Genomic DNA, 17,251 nt, shown 5'->3' with positions numbered 1-17,251 from the left:
CTAGCGCTTGCTCTTGAACAACGATTTCAGCCAGGCGCTCGCCGCGACCAGACCGGCCAGCACGAACTTCCAGGCAGCCACCAGAAAGCCGCCGATCACGGTGAACAGGCCTTTTTTCGCAGCGACCGCTGCGGCGCCGCCGGTGATCAGGGCCGCCAGGCCATAGGCCGCAACGTGGTCACCAGGCTGATACTCCCCGTAGGTTTCACCGGGAGCAAACTGGAAACCGGGTACCGCACGCTTGAAGTTTTCGATGGCGTCATCGAGCTTCTCCGGGGCAGTGGCCACCACCACGTCCATCACGCCGAGACGGCCGAGCAGACGGGTGTTGTAGTTCACCACCTTGTCATGCGTGCCGACGTCCTCGGCAAGGATCGACCATGCCAGCGACTTGAGTTCGGTGTCGTATTGCGGCTTGGCACTCCAGCCGAGAACCTTGAGCTCGTCCCAGCCGCGCGCCCGCCGCTCCCTGTTGCTTTCCTCGGTGCCGCTGCGGATGGAAGCCAGGATGTCGTCGGCGTCGATCTTTTCATCGTCCTTGATGTAGCCGGTGTCTTCGTACGAAAAGTAGGCCACCCATGCGCCACTTGCATCAGCCAATGCATATTGATCGGTGTCGCCGGAGGGATTCTGCATCCGGATGTTCAGCTCTCTGGTGCCGCTGGCATCCAGGAACTCAAAGCCCTCCGGCACCCTCAACGAGGCATGGCTGCCCAGCTGTACGGTCGTCGGCCCACGCTGCCACGGCAGCCTGCCGGCCGAATTGTCCTGCGCCATGGCCGATGCCCCCAGGCACGCCAGGATGGGTGCGATCAGCACCAGAAACAGTCGTCTCATTCCTTTCCCCTTGTTGATCCATGCACTTTCTGGCGCATCGCTACGCGAAACCCGCCCCCCGGCGAACGCCGCGCACGGCGTGTGCGATACCACGCCGACCATGCCGGGAAACTATAGTGCATAGGCCACCGTCGGCGAAGCCGTCATACTGCGAAGTTGAAATTCAGCGACAGCGTGGACTCATGTACCTGGGCATCGATTTCGGCACCAGCTATTCGGCTGCTGCAGCCATCGTCGGCGGCGAGCTGCAACTGGTGCGCTTCGGCGACGCCGAGCAGTTCCGCACCGCGGTGTTCTTCCCGGAGCGGGTGCCCGATCCCGCCGACTTCACCCTGACTCCCGCCCTGGAAGCCCAGCTGGAGGCGCAGTTGCGGCTGGCGCGCAGCCAGCAGCGCCAGCTCGCCGACGCGGCGACCGCGCGCGGGCAGCAGCCGCCGTCGCGCAGCGATGCCGAACTGCGCCGCGACGCGTTGCGGGTGGTGCGGCGGCAGTGGCTGGAGGATCGGACGCGCACCGCCAGCGCCCCGGTGGCCAGCTTCCAGCACGCCCTGTTCGGCGACGAGGCGGTCGAGGGCTATCTGGACAGCGGCGGCGGCAACCTGATCGAGTCGCCCAAGTCGATGTTCGGCTATCGGCTCGATCCGCAGGTACGGCGGGTGATCGTGCACATCGCCACGCATATCCTGGAACACATCCGGCTCACCGCCAGCCACCAGTTCGGCGTGCCGGTGCGCGGCGCGGTGATCGGCCGGCCGGTGGAGTTCCGCAGCTCGATGGGCGCCCAGGGTTCGGTACAGGCGATCGAGATCCTGCGCGAGGCCGCCGCCGCGGCCGGTTTCGACCACGTGACCTTCCTGGAGGAACCGGCCGCCGCCGCGATGCATTACCACCGGAGCCTGGCCTCGCGTCAGCACGCGCTGATCGTGGACATCGGCGGCGGCACAACCGACGTGGCCCACGCGCAGCTCGGCGGCGGCGTCGCGCCGCACATCGCGCGCAGCTGGGGCCTGCCCAAGGGCGGCACCGACCTGGACGTCAGCATCAGCCTGCACAGCTTCATGCCGCAGCTGGGCAAGGAGCTGATCCGGCTGCCCGCGCATCACTACGTCGACGCCGCCAGCGTGCACAACCTGCCCCGCCAGCGCGAGTTCCAGCAGCACGACTACCGGATGCTCGACGAACCCTGGGGTTCACGCCTGCGCGCGCTGCAGCAACCCGGCGCCACCACTCGTCTCAACCAGACGGCCGAACGGACCAAGATCAGCTTGAGCGGTGCATCGCGGCACCGCGCCGAGCTGGACTTCATCGAGCGCGACCTGACGGTCGAGGCGGGCAGCGCGGATTTCGAACACGCCATCGGCAGCTTCCTCGGCCAGCTGGAACGAACCCTGGCGAAGGTGCGCGACGAATTGCCGGCCCTGCCCGCCAGCGTGTTCCTCACCGGTGGCACCTCGCGCACGCCCCAGGTGAGTGCTTGCGTCCAGGCCTGCTTCGCGGAGATACCGCTGGTGCGGGGCGACCCCTCGCTCGGTGTGGTCTCGGGGTTGGCGGTGGCCGCCCGCGGGATCGCCGACTGACCCGCGCCGCGGCCTACTTCGACGCCACCGGCACGTAGGCCATGCACTCCAGCTCGACCCGGGCGCCCAGCGCCAGAGCGGTGGCCCCGGTCGCGCTGCGGGCCGGGAATGGCGGCTTGAAGTATTCCCGGTAGACGGTGTTGAAGGCCGGCCAGTCCTTCATGTCGGCGAGGAACACCGTGCACCTGACCACGTCGCCCAGCGTGGCGCCGTGGCGGCGCAGGATGTCGCGCACATTCTCGATCGCCTGGCGCGCCTCACCGGTGATGCCGCCAGGCGCCAGGACCAGCTTGCCCGGCAGCGCGCCGATCTCTCCCGAGACGAACAGAAAATCGCCGGCGCGAACCGCCTCCGAAAACGGCAACGCCTTGAGCGCTGCATCGGTCGACCGGTAGAACTCGGCATGCGCTGCCGGTACGGGCGGTGACGCGGCGCAGGCCGCGAAGGACAGCAACATGGCTGCCATGAACGTGAGGGGACGCAGGGGCCGCTCGAAAGTCATGGGTAGTGATCCTCTGATGCCAGGCCATGCCCGGATGGACAGGGTCTCCGGCTTATACCTCCGGACGACCGGCGCGACAACGCCGGGCACGGCCGACTTCATGCCGCGTCACTGAGCCGGCGAGGCCATCCATGCCAAAGATCGAGGCATCGATCTTCGTCCTGGTCCACCGAGTGCAGCCATGATCCTGGAACGGCAGTTGCGGAAACTTTCGGTCGGCCGGCGCATGACGGTGATCCTCACCCTGCTGCTGTTGCCGTTGGCGGCCCTGAGCATGGCCAGCGTCGTGGTACTCAACCGGCAGGAGATCGCCTTTCGCGACGGGGTGGAAGAATCCATCCACACCCTGCTGCCGCTGACCACGCTGGAACACTATCTGGAAAGTGCCCTGGTCGATGAACTGGAGGCGCAGACCAGCGAAACGGTGCCCGATTTCGCCACGCTGACCGACAGCATCGACAAGTCGTTCGCGAACATCGAGAGCTCGGGCCACAGCGCCGACCTGTCCGAAGCCACGGTGGTCTCCGCACAGCTGGCATGGCGCGATGCCCGTCCCTCGGTGCAACTGCTGGTCGGGCACGTGCAATCGCTCCATCCGAAGCAGGATGCAGCGGCCGGGACCCGGACCCGCGAGGATCTGCAGCTGGCCATCCGGGACATCAGGCAGGCGCGTCAGCAACTGTAGCGCGCCGTCGAGGCGCGCTACACCCGCGCCGCTAGCCCGGCAGCCGATCGAGGCAACGTCGCCAGGTGTTGTGGCAGGCTCCGGGATCGGCCTGCGGCATCGCGCTGCCATGACATGACGGGCGCGCCAAAAAAAGAGCCCGCCGAAGCGGGCTCGTCCATCTTATGAAGGGGGGCGGGATAGCGCGCCTCACGGCGACCGGCGAACAGAGGGGAATCTGTTGCCTCGAGGATTTGACGGCATCGGCGCGGCAAACTTTAGCCCGATCCATCGCCGCATCGCTCGCACCTGCTCGGTGTCACGCGACCCGCGCCTCGAGCGCAAGTGTGAGGACACACTTGGCGCAACCATCATCGAACCATCACAGATGGTCGATATATATCTTTATTTCACAACGCCCTCACACCAGGAGTGTGACCCGATAGACATTGCCGGGAGTTGCTGGAGCGGATGCTGATGGTGCTGGCCTGCCTGCGGTCGCCACACCACGGACCCTTCCGATGACTCCTCCCATGATCCTCATTGCGGCCTCGTGCCTCGGCGCCCTGGCGATCTTCCCCTCGACTGTCCGCGCGGCAGACGGCCGGATGACATTTTCCGGTGCCGTCGTCGAACCCACCTGCAGCGTGGTCACCACAGCGCTGACGACCGCACTGACCACGTTTCGGCCCCGCCGAATGGCCTGTGCCAAACCCGGCAAGCTCGGCGCCGCAGCCCGCAGTTACGTGGTCAGCAGCGTGCGCCTCACCCGTGCCACACCGTATCGGGTACTCCAGTATTTCAACGCCTACGTTCGTGCGAGTCGACCCGGTGCAGCGGCGCCGGTACTGCTCACGCAGGTCTACGACTGACCCGCTGACGCGACGACCGATCCGGGATCATCGGACCATGGGCATCGCCTGACCGGCTGAACCCATCCGGCGCAGGGATACTTGCGTGGCACGGCACGAGATCAGCAGCCGCGTCGACCGTCCGAGGCAGCAACGCTGCCGTGCACCACGGGTCTCAGCTCTGGGCGCGCAAGCGCTGGACGAAGTCGGCATGGGATTCGCCGCGGGCATACAGCCAACCCTGCACGCGATGGCAACCCATCGCACGCAATGTGGCCTCCTGGGCGGGACGTTCAACGCCTTCCACCACCACGTCCAGCTCCAAGGCGTTCGCCAGCGCCACCACCGCGGACACGATCGCATGCGCGTGGGGATCGCCGGGAAGTTCATCGATCAGGCTCTTGTCGATCTTCAGCAGATCGACCGGAAAGCGCTTCAGATAGGCCAGCGACGAGTAACCGGTACCGAAGTCGTCCACGCCCAGGCTGACGCCCAGGGCCTTCAGCGCATGCAGCGTCTCGAGCGCACTATCGGCGCGACTCATCAGCGTGGTCTCGGTGATCTCCAGACACAATCGTTGCGGCTCGAACGCGGTATCGCGCAGCACTTCGGTCACCATGGCGACCAGTCCCGGTTGTTCGAACTGGCGCGCGGACAGATTCACGGCCAGCGTGCAGGCGCGGCCGTCCGGTGCGAGTGGCCACTGACTGGCGTCGCGGCACGCACGCTGCAATACCCAGCGACCGATCGGCACGATCAGTCCCGAACTCTCGGCGACATCGATGAAGTCGCCCGCCACGCGCAACGCACCGTCGGCATCGCGCCAGCGCAACAGCGCCTCGGCGGCAACGACCCGGCCATCGGCCAGATCGATTTCAGGCTGATACACCACGACCAGCGCGTCGTTGTGCAGCGCCTCGCGCAGGCTCTGTTCGAGCGACAGCCGATCCAGCAGGCCGCGGTGCCGCTCGGCATCGAAGACCTCGCAGCGATTGCGGCCGAGTTGCGAAGCCTGCTTGCTGGCAAGATCCGCGTCCCGCAGGAGAACGTCCGAGGTGGTGAGCGCGCCGCCGTGGTGGAAGGCGACGCCGATGCTGGCGCTGACCGAGAACTCGATCTGCTCGAGACGCAGTGGCTGGCCGAGCGCCGCAAGGATTTCCTGGGCCTGCTGGACCGCCTGCCATTCCTGCGTCAGCCACGGCATCAGCACGGCAAAGCAATCGCTTTCCACCCGGGCGACGATCGCATCGTCCGGCGTGGCCGCATTGATGCGCTCACCCAATTCGGTCAGCGCGAGATCGCCGCCGGTTTCGCCGGCGATCTCGTTGACGCTGTAAAAGCGATCGACGCTGACGAACAGCAACGCGGCCAGCGAAGACTGCTTGCGCCGCCGCCGAAGCAGGTCGTCCATGGCTCCGAGCAGCAAGGCCCGGTTGGCCAGGCCGGTCACCGGATCATGCAGTTCCAGATAGTCCAGCCGCACTTCGGCGCACCGGTGACGCTCCATCTGGACCGCCCGCGCCACGAAATTCCCCATGTCGGCGGCGAACGCGATTTCATCGGGGCGCCACTCGCGCGCAGCACCCGTCTCCTCGAAGAAGACCGTCCCGTGAAGTTCGCCGTCGACGCGGATCTGCGTCTCGAGCAGCGATTGGGCATGGTGCCGTTGCAGGCAGGCCATGGCCGGGAACCGTTCGGTGCCGGCATCGGCGGCGCGGATCAGCCGCGTCGGCGACAGCGACTGTTCGGGCGCGACGTCGGCCGCCGCGAGATGTTCCTCGGAGTTCTCGCCATGGTGCCGGTCGTGTTCGCGTTCGTAGGCATGCTCGCAGTGCAGGCAGCCGTCGGGATCGTATCGCCAGATGCCGACCCGCTCCACGCCAAGCACATGCGCCGCCGCCTTCGTGATCGCGGCCAGGGCAGGCTGCAGTCCGTCACCGGATTGCCACAGGCGCTGCGCCAGTCGGGTCAGCGCGAGCGTATGCCGCAACATCCGCGCATCGCGGGCCAGGCCCTCCTGCAATTCGACATCTGAATACATCGCACTTCCAGCGCAATCGCGACGAGCTCCAGTGGCATAGCTGCGCGGGTCGCGTGCTCGAATCTAGCAGATCGGCGGATGCCATGTTCCGGGCCAGCCGGGAAGCCGTCCGGCCTGCCGCCGGGGCCGGTGGAACGCACGCTGCCGGCTCCTTCCCGCGGTACGCGAGCCGGCAGGACGCCCGCCACGTTCCGGCTTACGGCCGCTGCAGCAGCGCGCGCAATTTCAGGTAGACGCCGTTGGTCCAGCCGAAGCCGATCACGTTCGCCTTGTAGCCGGCGCTGATCTTCACATCGGCGTTGCCGCTGGCCATGTTGTATTTCTCGCGGATGGTGCCGTCGTCCGCGAGGCTGCGATCGATCGTGCCGCAGAACTTCCCCGCGAGGCGGCGCGCGTCGTCGTGAAAGCCGTAGGCATCGAGCCCGTCGATCGCCAGCCAGTTCGTCGGCGCCCAGCCAAACGGCGCATCCCATTGCGCGCCGCTGGCGTGATCGCTCATCTGCAATCCCCCCTTGCGCTCGAACCGATCCAGACGGGCCCGCAAGGCGGCCGCCTGCGCCTTCGAGGCCACTCCCGCCCACAGCGGGTAGAACGTGCTGACGAAGGGGTAATCCGATGGCTTGCCGGCGACGAAGTCGTAGTCCATGTACATGCCGCGATCCGGGCGCCACAGATACTTGTCGATCGCGGCGCGGCGCGCGTCGGCGACGTCAGCCCAGTGCCGCGCGTCGGCGGTCCTGCCGAGCCGCACGGCGAAGTCATGCAGGTCGCGCTCGTAGCGATACAGCAGGCTGTTCAGATCCACTGGCGCGTAGTGATGGGTGGAGCCGCCGAACGGGCCCATCCGGAAGGTCGTGTCGAAGCCGGACTCGCGCATGGCGCGATCGCCCAGGAAGTAGTCGGCGCGCAACCGGTAGCCTTGCGACCAGGCCCCGGCGCAGACCGCCGACGCCTGCACGTCGCAGCTGGCGGTCTGCAACCTCGCCGCCTCCGCGGCACCCGGATGCTTCGAGGCCTTGAGCAGATAGCCCGGGTCCTGCGCGGGGTGCGCCAGCAGCCAGTCGATCACGCCACGCAGGTAGTCGCTGTCCTGCATCTCCAGCACCGGGCTGGCACCGCCATATCCGAAATAGCGCGCCAGTCCGGTATCGCCGGCACGATGTTCCTTGCGCATCCAGGTCGCATGGTCGCGCACCGCCAGCGGGTAGGCCTGCCGGAGCCACGCCAGCGCCGCGGACGGGTCCGGGAAGCTGGCCGGATCGTCCAGCACGGCGCGAATCATCGAGGACAGGAACGGCGGCTGCGAGCGGGTCAGGTAGTACGTGCGGTTGGCATTGAGCACCGCACCGTAGTGCGCCACCTCGAACAGCGCGTTGTCGACCATGCCGCGCGCCAGCGCCTCCCGATGATCGGCGACCAGGCCGAGCACGATGAAATAGCTGTCCCAGCCGTACATCTCGTTGAAGAACCCGCCCGGCACCACGTAAGGATGCGGCAGGTAGAGCAGGCCCTGCCGTGGCAGCCGCGTGGGCGAGAGCTCGCCGAGCTGTTCGATCGCCTGCGGCAGCACGCGCACGTCGACATGGCAATGCGCGGCGATGCCGTCGAGCCGCGCCGGCTTCGGCAGACCCGCCGGCAGATACAGCACCGCTCGCGTACCCACCTTGCTGTCGGCCAGGGCCGAGCAGTCGTCCATCGAACGGGTCAGCGTGCCCCACGCATGATCGATGTAGGCGCGGGTTTTCAGCGGATCGGGCGCGCGCGCCGCCGCGGTCGCGGCAAGCGCGAACGACGCCAGGAGCAGGGCAAGTCGCGGGAGGGATTTCATCGTGGATCACCTGTTCGCCGTCATGGCGGCGGAAACGTGGGCTGCGCTTGCCTACAACGGGTCGGCATGCGTGCTGAAGAACTGCTGCAGGAACGCCTGCCGCGCGGCGCCGCGATCCACTTCGGTGCGGCTGTGCGCGGCGATCGTCTGGCGCAACAGGCCGCCGTCGGATTCGCGCACCGCCGGCCATGTGGGCAGACCCGCACCGTTCGGGTTGCCGGTCTTGATGAACTGCGCGAAATAGCCTTCCATCGTTTTCGATGCGCGCCAGTCGGCCGGCGTCCAGGCATACACCCGGTTGGTCGCGAGATTGCCCAGCGCGTACTCGATCTCGCCGCTGTGCACCGCGCCGGTGTCGGGCCGGTCGCCCGGGCCGGGATGCCGCTTGGCCGGACGCGGCTGGGCGAAATAGTAGAAGTACACCGGCGCGTGGCTGCTGCGCCGCTGCAGGTCCATCCAGCGCCAGGTGGTGTGGGCGATGAAGAAGTCGCTGGCCAGCGCGGTGGCCGAACGTTTCACCTCGGCCGTGCTGCCGCCGGGATACAGCGCCAGCGCGCGATCCGCCTGCGCACCGAACAGCTGGTGCAGCGCGGCCCGGTAATGCTCCGGCGTCGGCGCCTGGTCCTTCAGGATGCCGGTGTAGAAGCCCTCCTGCGAATTGGAGCCCAGCAGCAGCGGTACTTGCGCTTGCGCACCGCGGGCAAAGGTCAGCACGGGCGGCTCGCCGAGGAACCAGCCGTCGAGATCGACGTCGGCGTCACCGTTCTGCCCGGCGGTCGCCTGCAGCAGGGTCTTGGCCGGCAGTGCGCGCAGCGCCGCCAGCGAGCCGTCACCCAGCTTCGCGGCGAACGCCTGGCCATGCCGCTCCATCGTCGCCAGCGGCAGTGGGGCGATCGGTGCGATCAGCGCACCGCTCTCGCCGATCGCCCGGGCGAACAGGTGGCGTGACAAGGGCGAGGCCATCAATGCGCTCACCGCGATCGAGCCGGCCGACTCGCCGGCGATCGTCACCTGCGCCGGGTCGCCGCCGAAGCGGGCGATGTTCGCCTGCACCCAGCGCAGCGCCGCGACCTGGTCGAGCAGCCCGTAGTTGCCCGCGGCATGCTGCGGCGACTCGGCGGCCAGCGCGGGCAGCGCGAAGAAGCCGAACACGCCCAGCCGGTAGTTCACCGTCACCGTGACGATGCCCTTGCCGGCGAGGCTGGCGCCGTCGTAACGCAGCTCCGAACCATCGCCACCGACAAACCCGCCACCGTAGAAATACACCAGCACCGGCAGCTTCGCCGGCTTGCCGGAAGCCGGTGTCCATACATTGAGGTAGAGGCAATCCTCGCTCATGCCATCGGAGCGGAACACCATGTCGCTGAACAACGGCAACTGCATGCAGCGTGGCCCGAACCGCTGCGCCTTGCGCACACCCCGCCACGGCGCCACGGGTTGCGGCGGCTTCCAGCGCAGGGCAGCCAGCGGCGGTGCCGCATAGGGAATGCCCTGGAACTCGTGCAGGGTCACACCGTCGACCGTGGCCTGCCGGCCTTCGATCGTGCCGGCCCGCAACGCCACGCGTGGCGGCGCGAGCGACGCGGTGTCGGCGGCCAGTGCGGCGGCGGACCCACCCGTCAGCAGCAACATCAGGGCCAGGGCTGCCAGACGGTAACCGGGTGTCGCCGAGAGCGTGGATGGAGTCGGAGCGATCATGGGAATTCCAGCGGGGAACGAATGGCAGCCTAGAACATTTCTCCGCGCCCATCCAAGTCGATCGCGCCGAGCTGGCGGGGCGACGGACTCACGCCCCGATGCCCGCTCGCGCACAGGCCGGCTCAACTGGCATCCGTCCAGATGGACTCGATATCCGCCTTCACCGCGGCATCGACGCTCGCCTCGGGCAGATCGGACATGCCGTGCACGCAACCGTGCCGCATGCCGGCGTAGTCGCCGTTGTGGCGGAAGGTCGCCGTCCAGTGCACGCGACCGGCGCTGGCCGGCTGGTAATCCGCTTCGTAGGTGAAGCCATTGCGGGTCGTACCGGAAACATTGCCCATGACTGCCGCTTCCTTCGCGTGATTGCCCGGTCAGCATAGGCCTTTGCCCGCACGTGCGCGCGGCCATGTGCTCGCGGGCAAGAAAGCGGCCCGGCAGGGCGACGCTCGGGCCCGACGCCGGGTGGCACTTGCCGACCCGGGGCAACCGGCGGATAAGGAGGTCGCTTCATACCTGCTGTTTCGATACATGCGTGCCGGGGGAGACCGACCATGGATCAGACAAGGCAAGCGCAAGCACCGCATTACGGCATTCCCGAACGCGAGAGCCAGGCGCTGGGAGGGCGCCGCGAACGCAGCGGGGTCGCTCCGGCTCAGCCAACGATCGGACTGGCACTGTCCGGCGGCGGCGTGCGCAGCGCCACGTTCTGCCTGGGCCTGCTGCGGGCGCTGGCGAAGAACGGCGTATTGCACCGTTTCGACTATCTCTCGACCGTGTCCGGCGGCGGCTACGCCGGAGCTGCGTTTGGACGTCTGTTCGGCGCCGGGACCACGGCCGGCGAGGTCGAACAGGGGCTGGCCGACGACCGCTCGCTGCTGCTGTGGTGGCTGCGCAGCAACGGTCGCTACCTGGTGCCTGCCGGCCTGCGCGATCTGCTGCAGACCTGGGCCGGCCAGTTGCGCGGCTTCGTCGCCACGCAGTTCGAGATCACCACGCTGATCCTGCTGCTGTCCTGCGTGATCACGCTGCCGCACCTGCTTGGCTTCCACTGGCAGGCCGCGTCGGCGCCGCTGCTGACCAGCACCCTGTGGTGGGCGGCGATGCCGCTGGCCGGCTGGATCGTCATCTTCGTGGCGTTCGCCTACTGGTGGTCACGCGATCCCGACGACTGGTCGATGTGGAGTGACCTCACGATCTGCGCGTGCACTTCGGTGATGGCCGTCTATCTGCTGAGTCCGTTGTGGAACACGGCGATGGCCGGCCACGGCAAGGTCACCATGGCGGTGATCGGCGGCATCCTGCTGGCGGTGCCGCTGTCGCGGCTGTGGCTGTTGCTGCGTCCGTCGCATCCGGCCCGGGATCGGGTGCGCTACACGATCGCACTCAGCACGTCGCTGAAATACCTGACCCTGCTGTTCCTGCTGGGCGCAGCGGATCTGCTCAGCTGGTTCCTCGCCGACCAGATCGGCGCCAGCTTCCAGCATGGCTCGGTGCTGACCAGCGCCGGGCTTGCCGCGATGCTGATCGGCGTGGCGCGATTCGCACTGCCGCTGCTGCAGCCGCACGACCACAAGAACAGGCTGTCGCAGCTGCCGCTCGCGTTGCTGGCGAACCTGTGCGGCCTGCTGCTGCTCGCGTTGCTGGCGCTGTTCTGGCTCAGCGCGCTGCAGTATTTCGTGTTCGTCGCGCGGCTGTCGGCGCTGGACAGCTGGATGCACTGGCTGGCCGTGCTGGCGCCGGGCTTCACCCACCCACCCGCCGCCGACAACTGGCTGCGCTGGCTGACCGTGGCCATTCCCAGCCTGGCCTACGTGGTGCTGACCGGCAGCAACCTGCAGCTGATCAACCGTTCCTCCCTGCATGCGTTCTATCGTTCGCGCATCGCCCGCACCTACGTGTCGCTGGGCAACCACGAGGGCGCGGCGCACGCGTCCGCGCCGGCGCGCTTTCCGCTCTCGCCGTTGAAGCCGAAGACCCGCGGCAATGCCGACGCGGTGAGGAAGCTCACCGAACTGCTGGACGGCGACGACATCGCCCTGCCCGAGTACTCGCCGCATGCCCACGGTGGACCGATCCACCTGATCAACTGCTGCATCAACCAGACCATCGACGACCGCACCGATACCTACAATGCCGACCGCAAGGGCGTGTACCTGACGGTCAGTTCGCTGGGGCTGGAGACCGGTACCCAGCCGCCGCTGTTCCGGTCCGGGGCCGACGACCCGCTGGCACGCAGCACCCTGTCCGAGTGGATCGCGATTTCCGGCGCGGCCGCCGGTTCCGGCATGGGTTCGCTGACGCGCGCCGGCATCTCGGCGCTGTTCTTCCTGAGCGGCTTCCGGCTCGGCTACTGGTGGTGCAACCGGCTCAACCCGCAACGGTTCTGGTGGTCGCGGCTGGGCAAGTCGCGCGCGGCACTGCAGGAAATGCTAGCGCGCTTTCCGGGTCTGCGCAGTCCGGTCTGGTATCTGTCCGACGGCGGCCACTTCGACAATACCGGGGTCTACAGCCTGCTCAAGCGCGAGCTGAGGCTGATCGTGCTGGCCGACTGCGGCGCGGATCCGAACTACGTGTTCACCGACGTGGAAAACCTCACCCGCAAGGCACGCATCGATCTGGATACCGGCATCGACTTCATCGATCCGGACAGCCTGCCCACCGGCCTGTCCGCCGAACTGCGCGCCCGCTTCGGCACCCCGGACAGCATCATGCCGAGCCCCGGCAACCAGCATTTGCTGCTGGCGCGCATCAGCTATCCCAGCGGTGCCAGCGGCTGCCTGCTGGTGGTCAAGCCGCGGCTGTACTGCGAGTTGCCGCTGGATGTCGCCGGCTATGCCGATCGCCACCGCGACTTTCCGCAACAGAGCACGGCGCAGCAGTTCTTCGACGAATCGCAATGGGAAAGCTACTGCCAGCTGGGTGAGCTGCTTGGCCTGCCGATCGACGCGCACCTGCTGGACATGCTGCCCGGCCTGGCCAGCAGCGGCACGGCGGTGAGCGCCAACGCGGTCTCCAGTGACGACCAGCCCAACATCCTGACCCGGCGCCAGCGCATGGGCGCCACCATCGGTGCCTCGCTGAGCCTGGGTGCGCTGGCGACCGTGGCGCTCACCAGCTGGCAGGCGTGGGACTCGCACCAGGCCCAGCTGCTCAGCAGCGGACGCAACGTGGAAGTGCAGCAGAGTGCCGCCGATGCCGTGCAGACCGATCTCGATGCGGGCCTCGGCTACGACCCGGCGATGCATCGCAAGCTTTACTCGCTGATGCGCCGGTACGACGACGTGCGCGATTCCGAAGGGATGACGCGCACGATGAACCAGCTGGCGGATACGCTGAACCGTGCGTGCGGCCGGCTGGCGCCCGGCACCCCGCTGGTCGATCGCTGCCTGGCCGACTATTCCGCACTGCGCGCCGCGGTGACCGAGCCGACGACCTGGCAGAAGGCCCTGCAGGACTACCGCAACGCGATCCCTTCGCCGTTGCCGGAGGTGCTCGGGCCGCCGTCCGGCGAGTACGCCGCGGTGACACCCGAAGCGGGCGAACCGGTGCTCGGCGGTGCGGCGCCGGCGGACGTCGTGGCCTCGGTCACCGGCGCGCCAGCCCCGGCGTCAGAACAGGCGGTGCCGGCAACGCACGTCTCCACGGCGCCAGCCGGTCCACCTGCCGAGCCGCCGGCGGTAACTGCCGCGCCACCACCGCCACCGCCGACTGCTGCGGCGGCGCCATCACGGACGACGACGGCCGGGCCACCGCCAGCCGCCACGGCACAGGCGCCCATGGCCGCACTGTCCGCTGCAGCCGTGCAGGCATGCAGCGGCGCGACCACCGAGCAGCCGCAGCGCCTGATCGTCTATGTGCAGATCTACAGCGAGAATCAGCGCGCGCAGGCTACCGGCCTGCTGCGACAGCTCGCCGACTTCGGTCTGGCCACGCCGGGCATCGAGAATGTGGTCAGCAGCGCCAGCCGCTCCGGCCACGGCGCGCCAGCGGCCTGGGACAAACCGGTATTTCTCTACAGCAGCTACAGCGAACAGGCGCCGATGTGCGCCCGTGCGCTGGCGCGGTGGCTGGCAGCGCAACCGGCGTTCCGCGACTCGACGCCGCGGGCGCTGCCGTTGCCGATACGCCTGCACGGCGACCCCGACGTCATCGAGTTCTGGTTGCCCGCGAACCGCCAGGAGCGACTTCGCTAGCGTGCGCTGACGGCACCGACCGGGTGGGGTTGCCACGGCGGGATCGGGCACGAGCGATTACGCCGATCCGGCGCCACCGGATGGCATTGCGCGGTGGCGCCATCAACCGTCGGTGTGCGCGCAGATCGCGTCGTCGGCGGACCGCCCGCAGTGCAGCGACGCGGTCCGGGTGACCTGCCCGTGGTTCGTGCCGGCCAGCTTCACCGAGGCCGGCGTGCTGACCAGCATCGCGCCCATGACCAGGGCGCAAACGGTGAAGCAGGCGACGAACAGGCTGCCCAGGATCAGTGATTCGAATTTCATGAGGTGTCTCCGTGGTGGATGGATGCTCTGTACCGACTGCAGTGCAATCGCCGTGCCAACCGACCGGATACCCCTGATTCGTTGAATTTCGCGGAGTTCAGCGCGTGCGGACGACGGCGTCGGCCTGTCCGCGGACGGCCGTTCGGGCGGGCGGACAGCCGGACAACCGAGACGCTTCACGAAGGAAGCGCCGCAGCGGAGCGGTCAGTTGCCGGCCACCGCGGTGCGCGCCGCATGCATGCGCCGGATCCGCACCGTGCTGCCGCCGACGAACGTCATCACGAAGGTCGCGCCCTCATGCGTCTGCGTCTTCACCGGGATCGGCCCCTTGTCGCTGGCGGCCTGCAGCGCGGTTCGCCCATACGCCGCCTGCTCGCCACCGGGAATCAGGGTGAGCGGCGGGCTGACCGGATCGAACGTGGTGTAGTAACCGCCGCAGCGTACGCAGCGGCGATCGACCAGCACCTCCGGCAGTCGCATCAGCCAGATGAAGTACTTGTTCTCGTGCCGTATCCGGACCCGATCGTCGCTTTGACGCACCAGCCCGGTGGCACCGCCCGCATTCCAGACCCGCACGATCCTCGCCTGGCTGCAGTCGGCCACCGCGCACTCCTGCAGTACCAGGTATTCGTCCCCGGCGAGGCGGATCGGCTGGACGCTCAGGATGTCGCCGCTGACCAGCGCCTGCGCCGGATACGCCACGTACGGCATGCGCGGGTTCACCTTGAAATCCCCCGAGATCACATAGCCGCCGTAATGCTCGGTATAGGCCGGCTCGGTCACCGTGACGGCAGGCAAGGTCACCTGCGCCGATGCCGGCAGGTTGAACAGGCTCAGCGCCCATACCAGCGATATCGTCCCGAAAGGCCAGTCACGCATGTCGATTCCCGTTCGCCATCCAGGCGGATGGCACTGGAGTCTCCGTCAGCTTGACCGCGTTGTCGAACCGGGGAGCAACCTGCCATTGGCGGACGCGCCCACCAAGGACGCGTTTCCTGCCGTGGCGGATACGAAGGCTACATCTGTTCCACCGGCAGCACGCGGCGTCGGGCGCGCTCGCGCAGCGAGCATTCGCGCAACGTGTCGGCCATCGCCTCGAGCCCGGGAATCCCGTACAGCAGGACCGACGGCATGCCCTGGTCGGAGGAGTGCATGTGGATCTGGCACTGGCCGAGCAGACGCATCCCCAGCGGTTTCAGGATGTCGAAGTGATCCACCCGGAACAGCTCGAGGTTGTCCTTCACCTTGGAGAACAGCCCCCGCTCGACCTGCACCCGCTGACTGGTGATGGTGAAGCTCGTGCTCAGGCTGCGCAGCCAGTAAACCAGCAGGGCGATGCCGAGCGTGCAAACCACCGCCACGTACTGGCCAAAGCTGTAAATGACTTTCGGATGCCCGGAAAACACCGGCTGCTCGACGGTCGCCGCATGCGCGGCCACATAGCTGTCGATGTCGGTACCGCAGAAGCGGCACTTGTGGGCCGCGGCCTGAATCTCCTCGGCACACGCCGGGCAACGCTTCATCGCTGGTTCCATGGATATGCACGGCTCGGCTGGATCGGGCCACCAGACTAGCGCCATTCGCGGCGTCCGATGCGCCGGATGCCCGGGCCTGGCGCGCCCGGTCATGCTCCATTAACGAGCCACGAAGTAGATTGCCGGGCATGTCGTGAGACATCGTTCCCACCGTGTGGCGAGGCTCCCCTCCTCTTCCACACATTCAGACGGACCCCCCAAAAAACCCGCGGACTCCCCTCTGCGGGTTTTTTATGCCCGATCGCACGACGATCCATCCGTCCCCGACGAGGCGATATCGACCTTCCGCACTGCCCGGACGGATCATGCGCCAAAGCCGGATTCGGCCAGGATCCCGGCGGCGCCTCGGCACGTACCCCCGGCGATCGGGTAGCAGTCGCAGTGGTTGCAGGTATCGAATACCCCGGCATCGAGTGCCGTGATGGTCCGCGTCGGCGCGCCATCGTCGGCATCGGCGCTGCGGCCAACATCGCCGAAGAAACGCGTGCTGCCCCCTGCCATCGAACACCTGCCGTCAACGATGGCCGGCGCCGCGTTCACGGGCAATGAGATCGATCAGATGCTGCTCGATCTCGAACACGTGGGGGTCGTGCGCGTCGAGCTCGCGCAGCGCCGCGGCCAGCTGCAGCAGATAGTCGCGATTGGGGCCGCTGGGCCCCGAGGACGCCGCGATGTGGCGGGCAATTTCCGGCTCGGAGGCCGGCCCGAGGAAGGCGGCGTTCTCTTCGGTGGCGATATACACCAGGCCCTCGGCACATAGCCCCTCGCCAAGATGAAGCTCGGTGGCGAAACGCAGATAGCCGTTCTTCTCGCGCACGTCCAGCTGGGCGAAGACCGCCGGCGCGATCAGGTAGGCCATGCCGATGCAGGTCGCGTCCTGCTCCGGGATCAGGGTGACCACGCGGCCGGGCGCGTCGGGGGTGCCGCGGTGGTCATGCGAGCCCTGCCAGAAGCGGCGCACCCAGTGCCGGATGCAGGCCGGGCGTCGCTCGATATAGGGAAAGTCCACCTTGTAGATCAGCGAGCCGTAGCCGAACAGCCACACTTGCGCGTGATCGGCGAAGCGATTCATGCGGCGGTTGGTGGCAACGGTGTCGACGGACATGGTTCGGATCTGCGGAGGGCGGTTTCTCGTGACCCGGGTATTGTGCGCCGCCCGGGCAGGGGCGTCCCGCGAGTGGACCGGCAGCTGGAGCGGGCGAAACATCGACACGCCGCT

15 protein-coding genes are annotated in these 17,251 nt (G+C 67.7%); 4 read left to right on the top strand and 11 right to left on the bottom strand.

What is annotated here, in order from left to right; all coding sequences use genetic code 11:
- Window positions 1-939, bottom strand: a complete 939-nt coding sequence (locus ACFPPA_RS13925; RefSeq protein ID WP_377320927.1) for a DUF2167 domain-containing protein — start codon at window positions 937-939, stop codon at window positions 1-3.
- Window positions 940-1,019: 80 nt separating this feature from the next.
- On the opposite strand from ACFPPA_RS13925, the gene ACFPPA_RS13920 reads away from it, so the two are divergent.
- Window positions 1,020-2,414, top strand: coding sequence for an Hsp70 family protein (locus ACFPPA_RS13920; RefSeq protein WP_377320925.1), 1,395 nt, complete (start codon window positions 1,020-1,022; stop codon window positions 2,412-2,414).
- 13 nt (window positions 2,415-2,427) lie between these two features.
- Here the strand turns inward: ACFPPA_RS13920 and ACFPPA_RS13915 are convergent, their stop codons facing one another.
- Complete coding sequence (locus ACFPPA_RS13915; RefSeq protein WP_377320923.1) at window positions 2,428-2,916, bottom strand: RidA family protein; 489 nt, start codon at window positions 2,914-2,916, stop codon at window positions 2,428-2,430.
- Window positions 2,917-3,097: 181 nt separating this feature from the next.
- On the opposite strand from ACFPPA_RS13915, the gene ACFPPA_RS13910 reads away from it, so the two are divergent.
- The gene (locus ACFPPA_RS13910) at window positions 3,098-3,601 is read left to right on the top strand and encodes a hypothetical protein (protein WP_377320921.1); all 504 of its coding nucleotides are present in this window, start codon (window positions 3,098-3,100) and stop codon (window positions 3,599-3,601) included.
- Between the two features lie 512 nt (window positions 3,602-4,113).
- Window positions 4,114-4,452 (top strand): hypothetical protein, encoded by a 339-nt coding sequence (locus ACFPPA_RS13905; RefSeq protein ID WP_377320919.1) that lies wholly within the window; start codon window positions 4,114-4,116, stop codon window positions 4,450-4,452.
- A gap of 154 nt (window positions 4,453-4,606) precedes the next feature.
- Here the strand turns inward: ACFPPA_RS13905 and ACFPPA_RS13900 are convergent, their stop codons facing one another.
- The 4 genes from ACFPPA_RS13900 to ACFPPA_RS13885 all read right to left on the bottom strand — a co-directional run bounded on the left by ACFPPA_RS13900 (window position 4,607) and on the right by ACFPPA_RS13885 (window position 10,342).
- Window positions 4,607-6,472: a putative bifunctional diguanylate cyclase/phosphodiesterase gene (locus tag ACFPPA_RS13900; RefSeq protein ID WP_377320917.1), complete on the bottom strand. Its 1,866-nt coding sequence runs from the start codon at window positions 6,470-6,472 to the stop codon at window positions 4,607-4,609.
- Between the two features lie 196 nt (window positions 6,473-6,668).
- Window positions 6,669-8,300 carry a trehalase family glycosidase gene (locus tag ACFPPA_RS13895; RefSeq protein ID WP_377320915.1) on the bottom strand — a complete coding sequence of 544 codons (1,632 nt, stop codon included), beginning with the start codon at window positions 8,298-8,300 and terminating at the stop codon, window positions 6,669-6,671.
- Between the two features lie 51 nt (window positions 8,301-8,351).
- On the bottom strand, window positions 8,352-9,998 hold the full coding sequence (locus tag ACFPPA_RS13890; RefSeq protein WP_377320914.1) for a carboxylesterase/lipase family protein: 1,647 nt from the start codon (window positions 9,996-9,998) through the stop codon (window positions 8,352-8,354).
- Between the two features lie 122 nt (window positions 9,999-10,120).
- Window positions 10,121-10,342 carry a TonB-dependent receptor gene (locus ACFPPA_RS13885; RefSeq protein WP_377320912.1) on the bottom strand — a complete coding sequence of 74 codons (222 nt, stop codon included), beginning with the start codon at window positions 10,340-10,342 and terminating at the stop codon, window positions 10,121-10,123.
- Between the two features lie 210 nt (window positions 10,343-10,552).
- Between ACFPPA_RS13885 and ACFPPA_RS13880 the strand changes: the two genes are divergently transcribed.
- Window positions 10,553-14,194 (top strand): hypothetical protein, encoded by a 3,642-nt coding sequence (locus ACFPPA_RS13880; RefSeq protein ID WP_377320910.1) that lies wholly within the window; start codon window positions 10,553-10,555, stop codon window positions 14,192-14,194.
- Between the two features lie 102 nt (window positions 14,195-14,296).
- Here ACFPPA_RS13880 and ACFPPA_RS13875 read toward each other — a convergent pair whose 3' ends face one another.
- From ACFPPA_RS13875 to ACFPPA_RS13855, 5 genes are all read right to left on the bottom strand, one after another.
- Window positions 14,297-14,497, bottom strand: a complete 201-nt coding sequence (locus tag ACFPPA_RS13875; protein WP_377320908.1) for a hypothetical protein — start codon at window positions 14,495-14,497, stop codon at window positions 14,297-14,299.
- A 204-nt stretch (window positions 14,498-14,701) separates the two neighbouring features.
- A complete protein-coding gene (locus tag ACFPPA_RS13870) occupies window positions 14,702-15,376 on the bottom strand; it encodes a hypothetical protein (RefSeq protein ID WP_377320906.1) in 675 nt (224 codons plus the stop codon).
- Window positions 15,377-15,513: 137 nt separating this feature from the next.
- Window positions 15,514-16,020 carry a PH domain-containing protein gene (locus tag ACFPPA_RS13865; RefSeq protein WP_377320904.1) on the bottom strand — a complete coding sequence of 169 codons (507 nt, stop codon included), beginning with the start codon at window positions 16,018-16,020 and terminating at the stop codon, window positions 15,514-15,516.
- 315 nt (window positions 16,021-16,335) lie between these two features.
- Window positions 16,336-16,533 carry a hypothetical protein gene (locus ACFPPA_RS13860; protein ID WP_377320902.1) on the bottom strand — a complete coding sequence of 66 codons (198 nt, stop codon included), beginning with the start codon at window positions 16,531-16,533 and terminating at the stop codon, window positions 16,336-16,338.
- A 13-nt stretch (window positions 16,534-16,546) separates the two neighbouring features.
- Window positions 16,547-17,137, bottom strand: coding sequence for a gamma-glutamylcyclotransferase (locus ACFPPA_RS13855; RefSeq protein WP_377320900.1), 591 nt, complete (start codon window positions 17,135-17,137; stop codon window positions 16,547-16,549).
- Window positions 17,138-17,251 lie beyond the last annotated feature (114 nt).

Source organism: Rhodanobacter ginsengisoli, assembly GCF_042657065.1.
Classification (GTDB): Bacteria; Pseudomonadota; Gammaproteobacteria; order Xanthomonadales; family Rhodanobacteraceae; genus Rhodanobacter; species Rhodanobacter ginsengisoli.
This window is presented reverse-complemented; position numbering and strand designations above follow the sequence as displayed.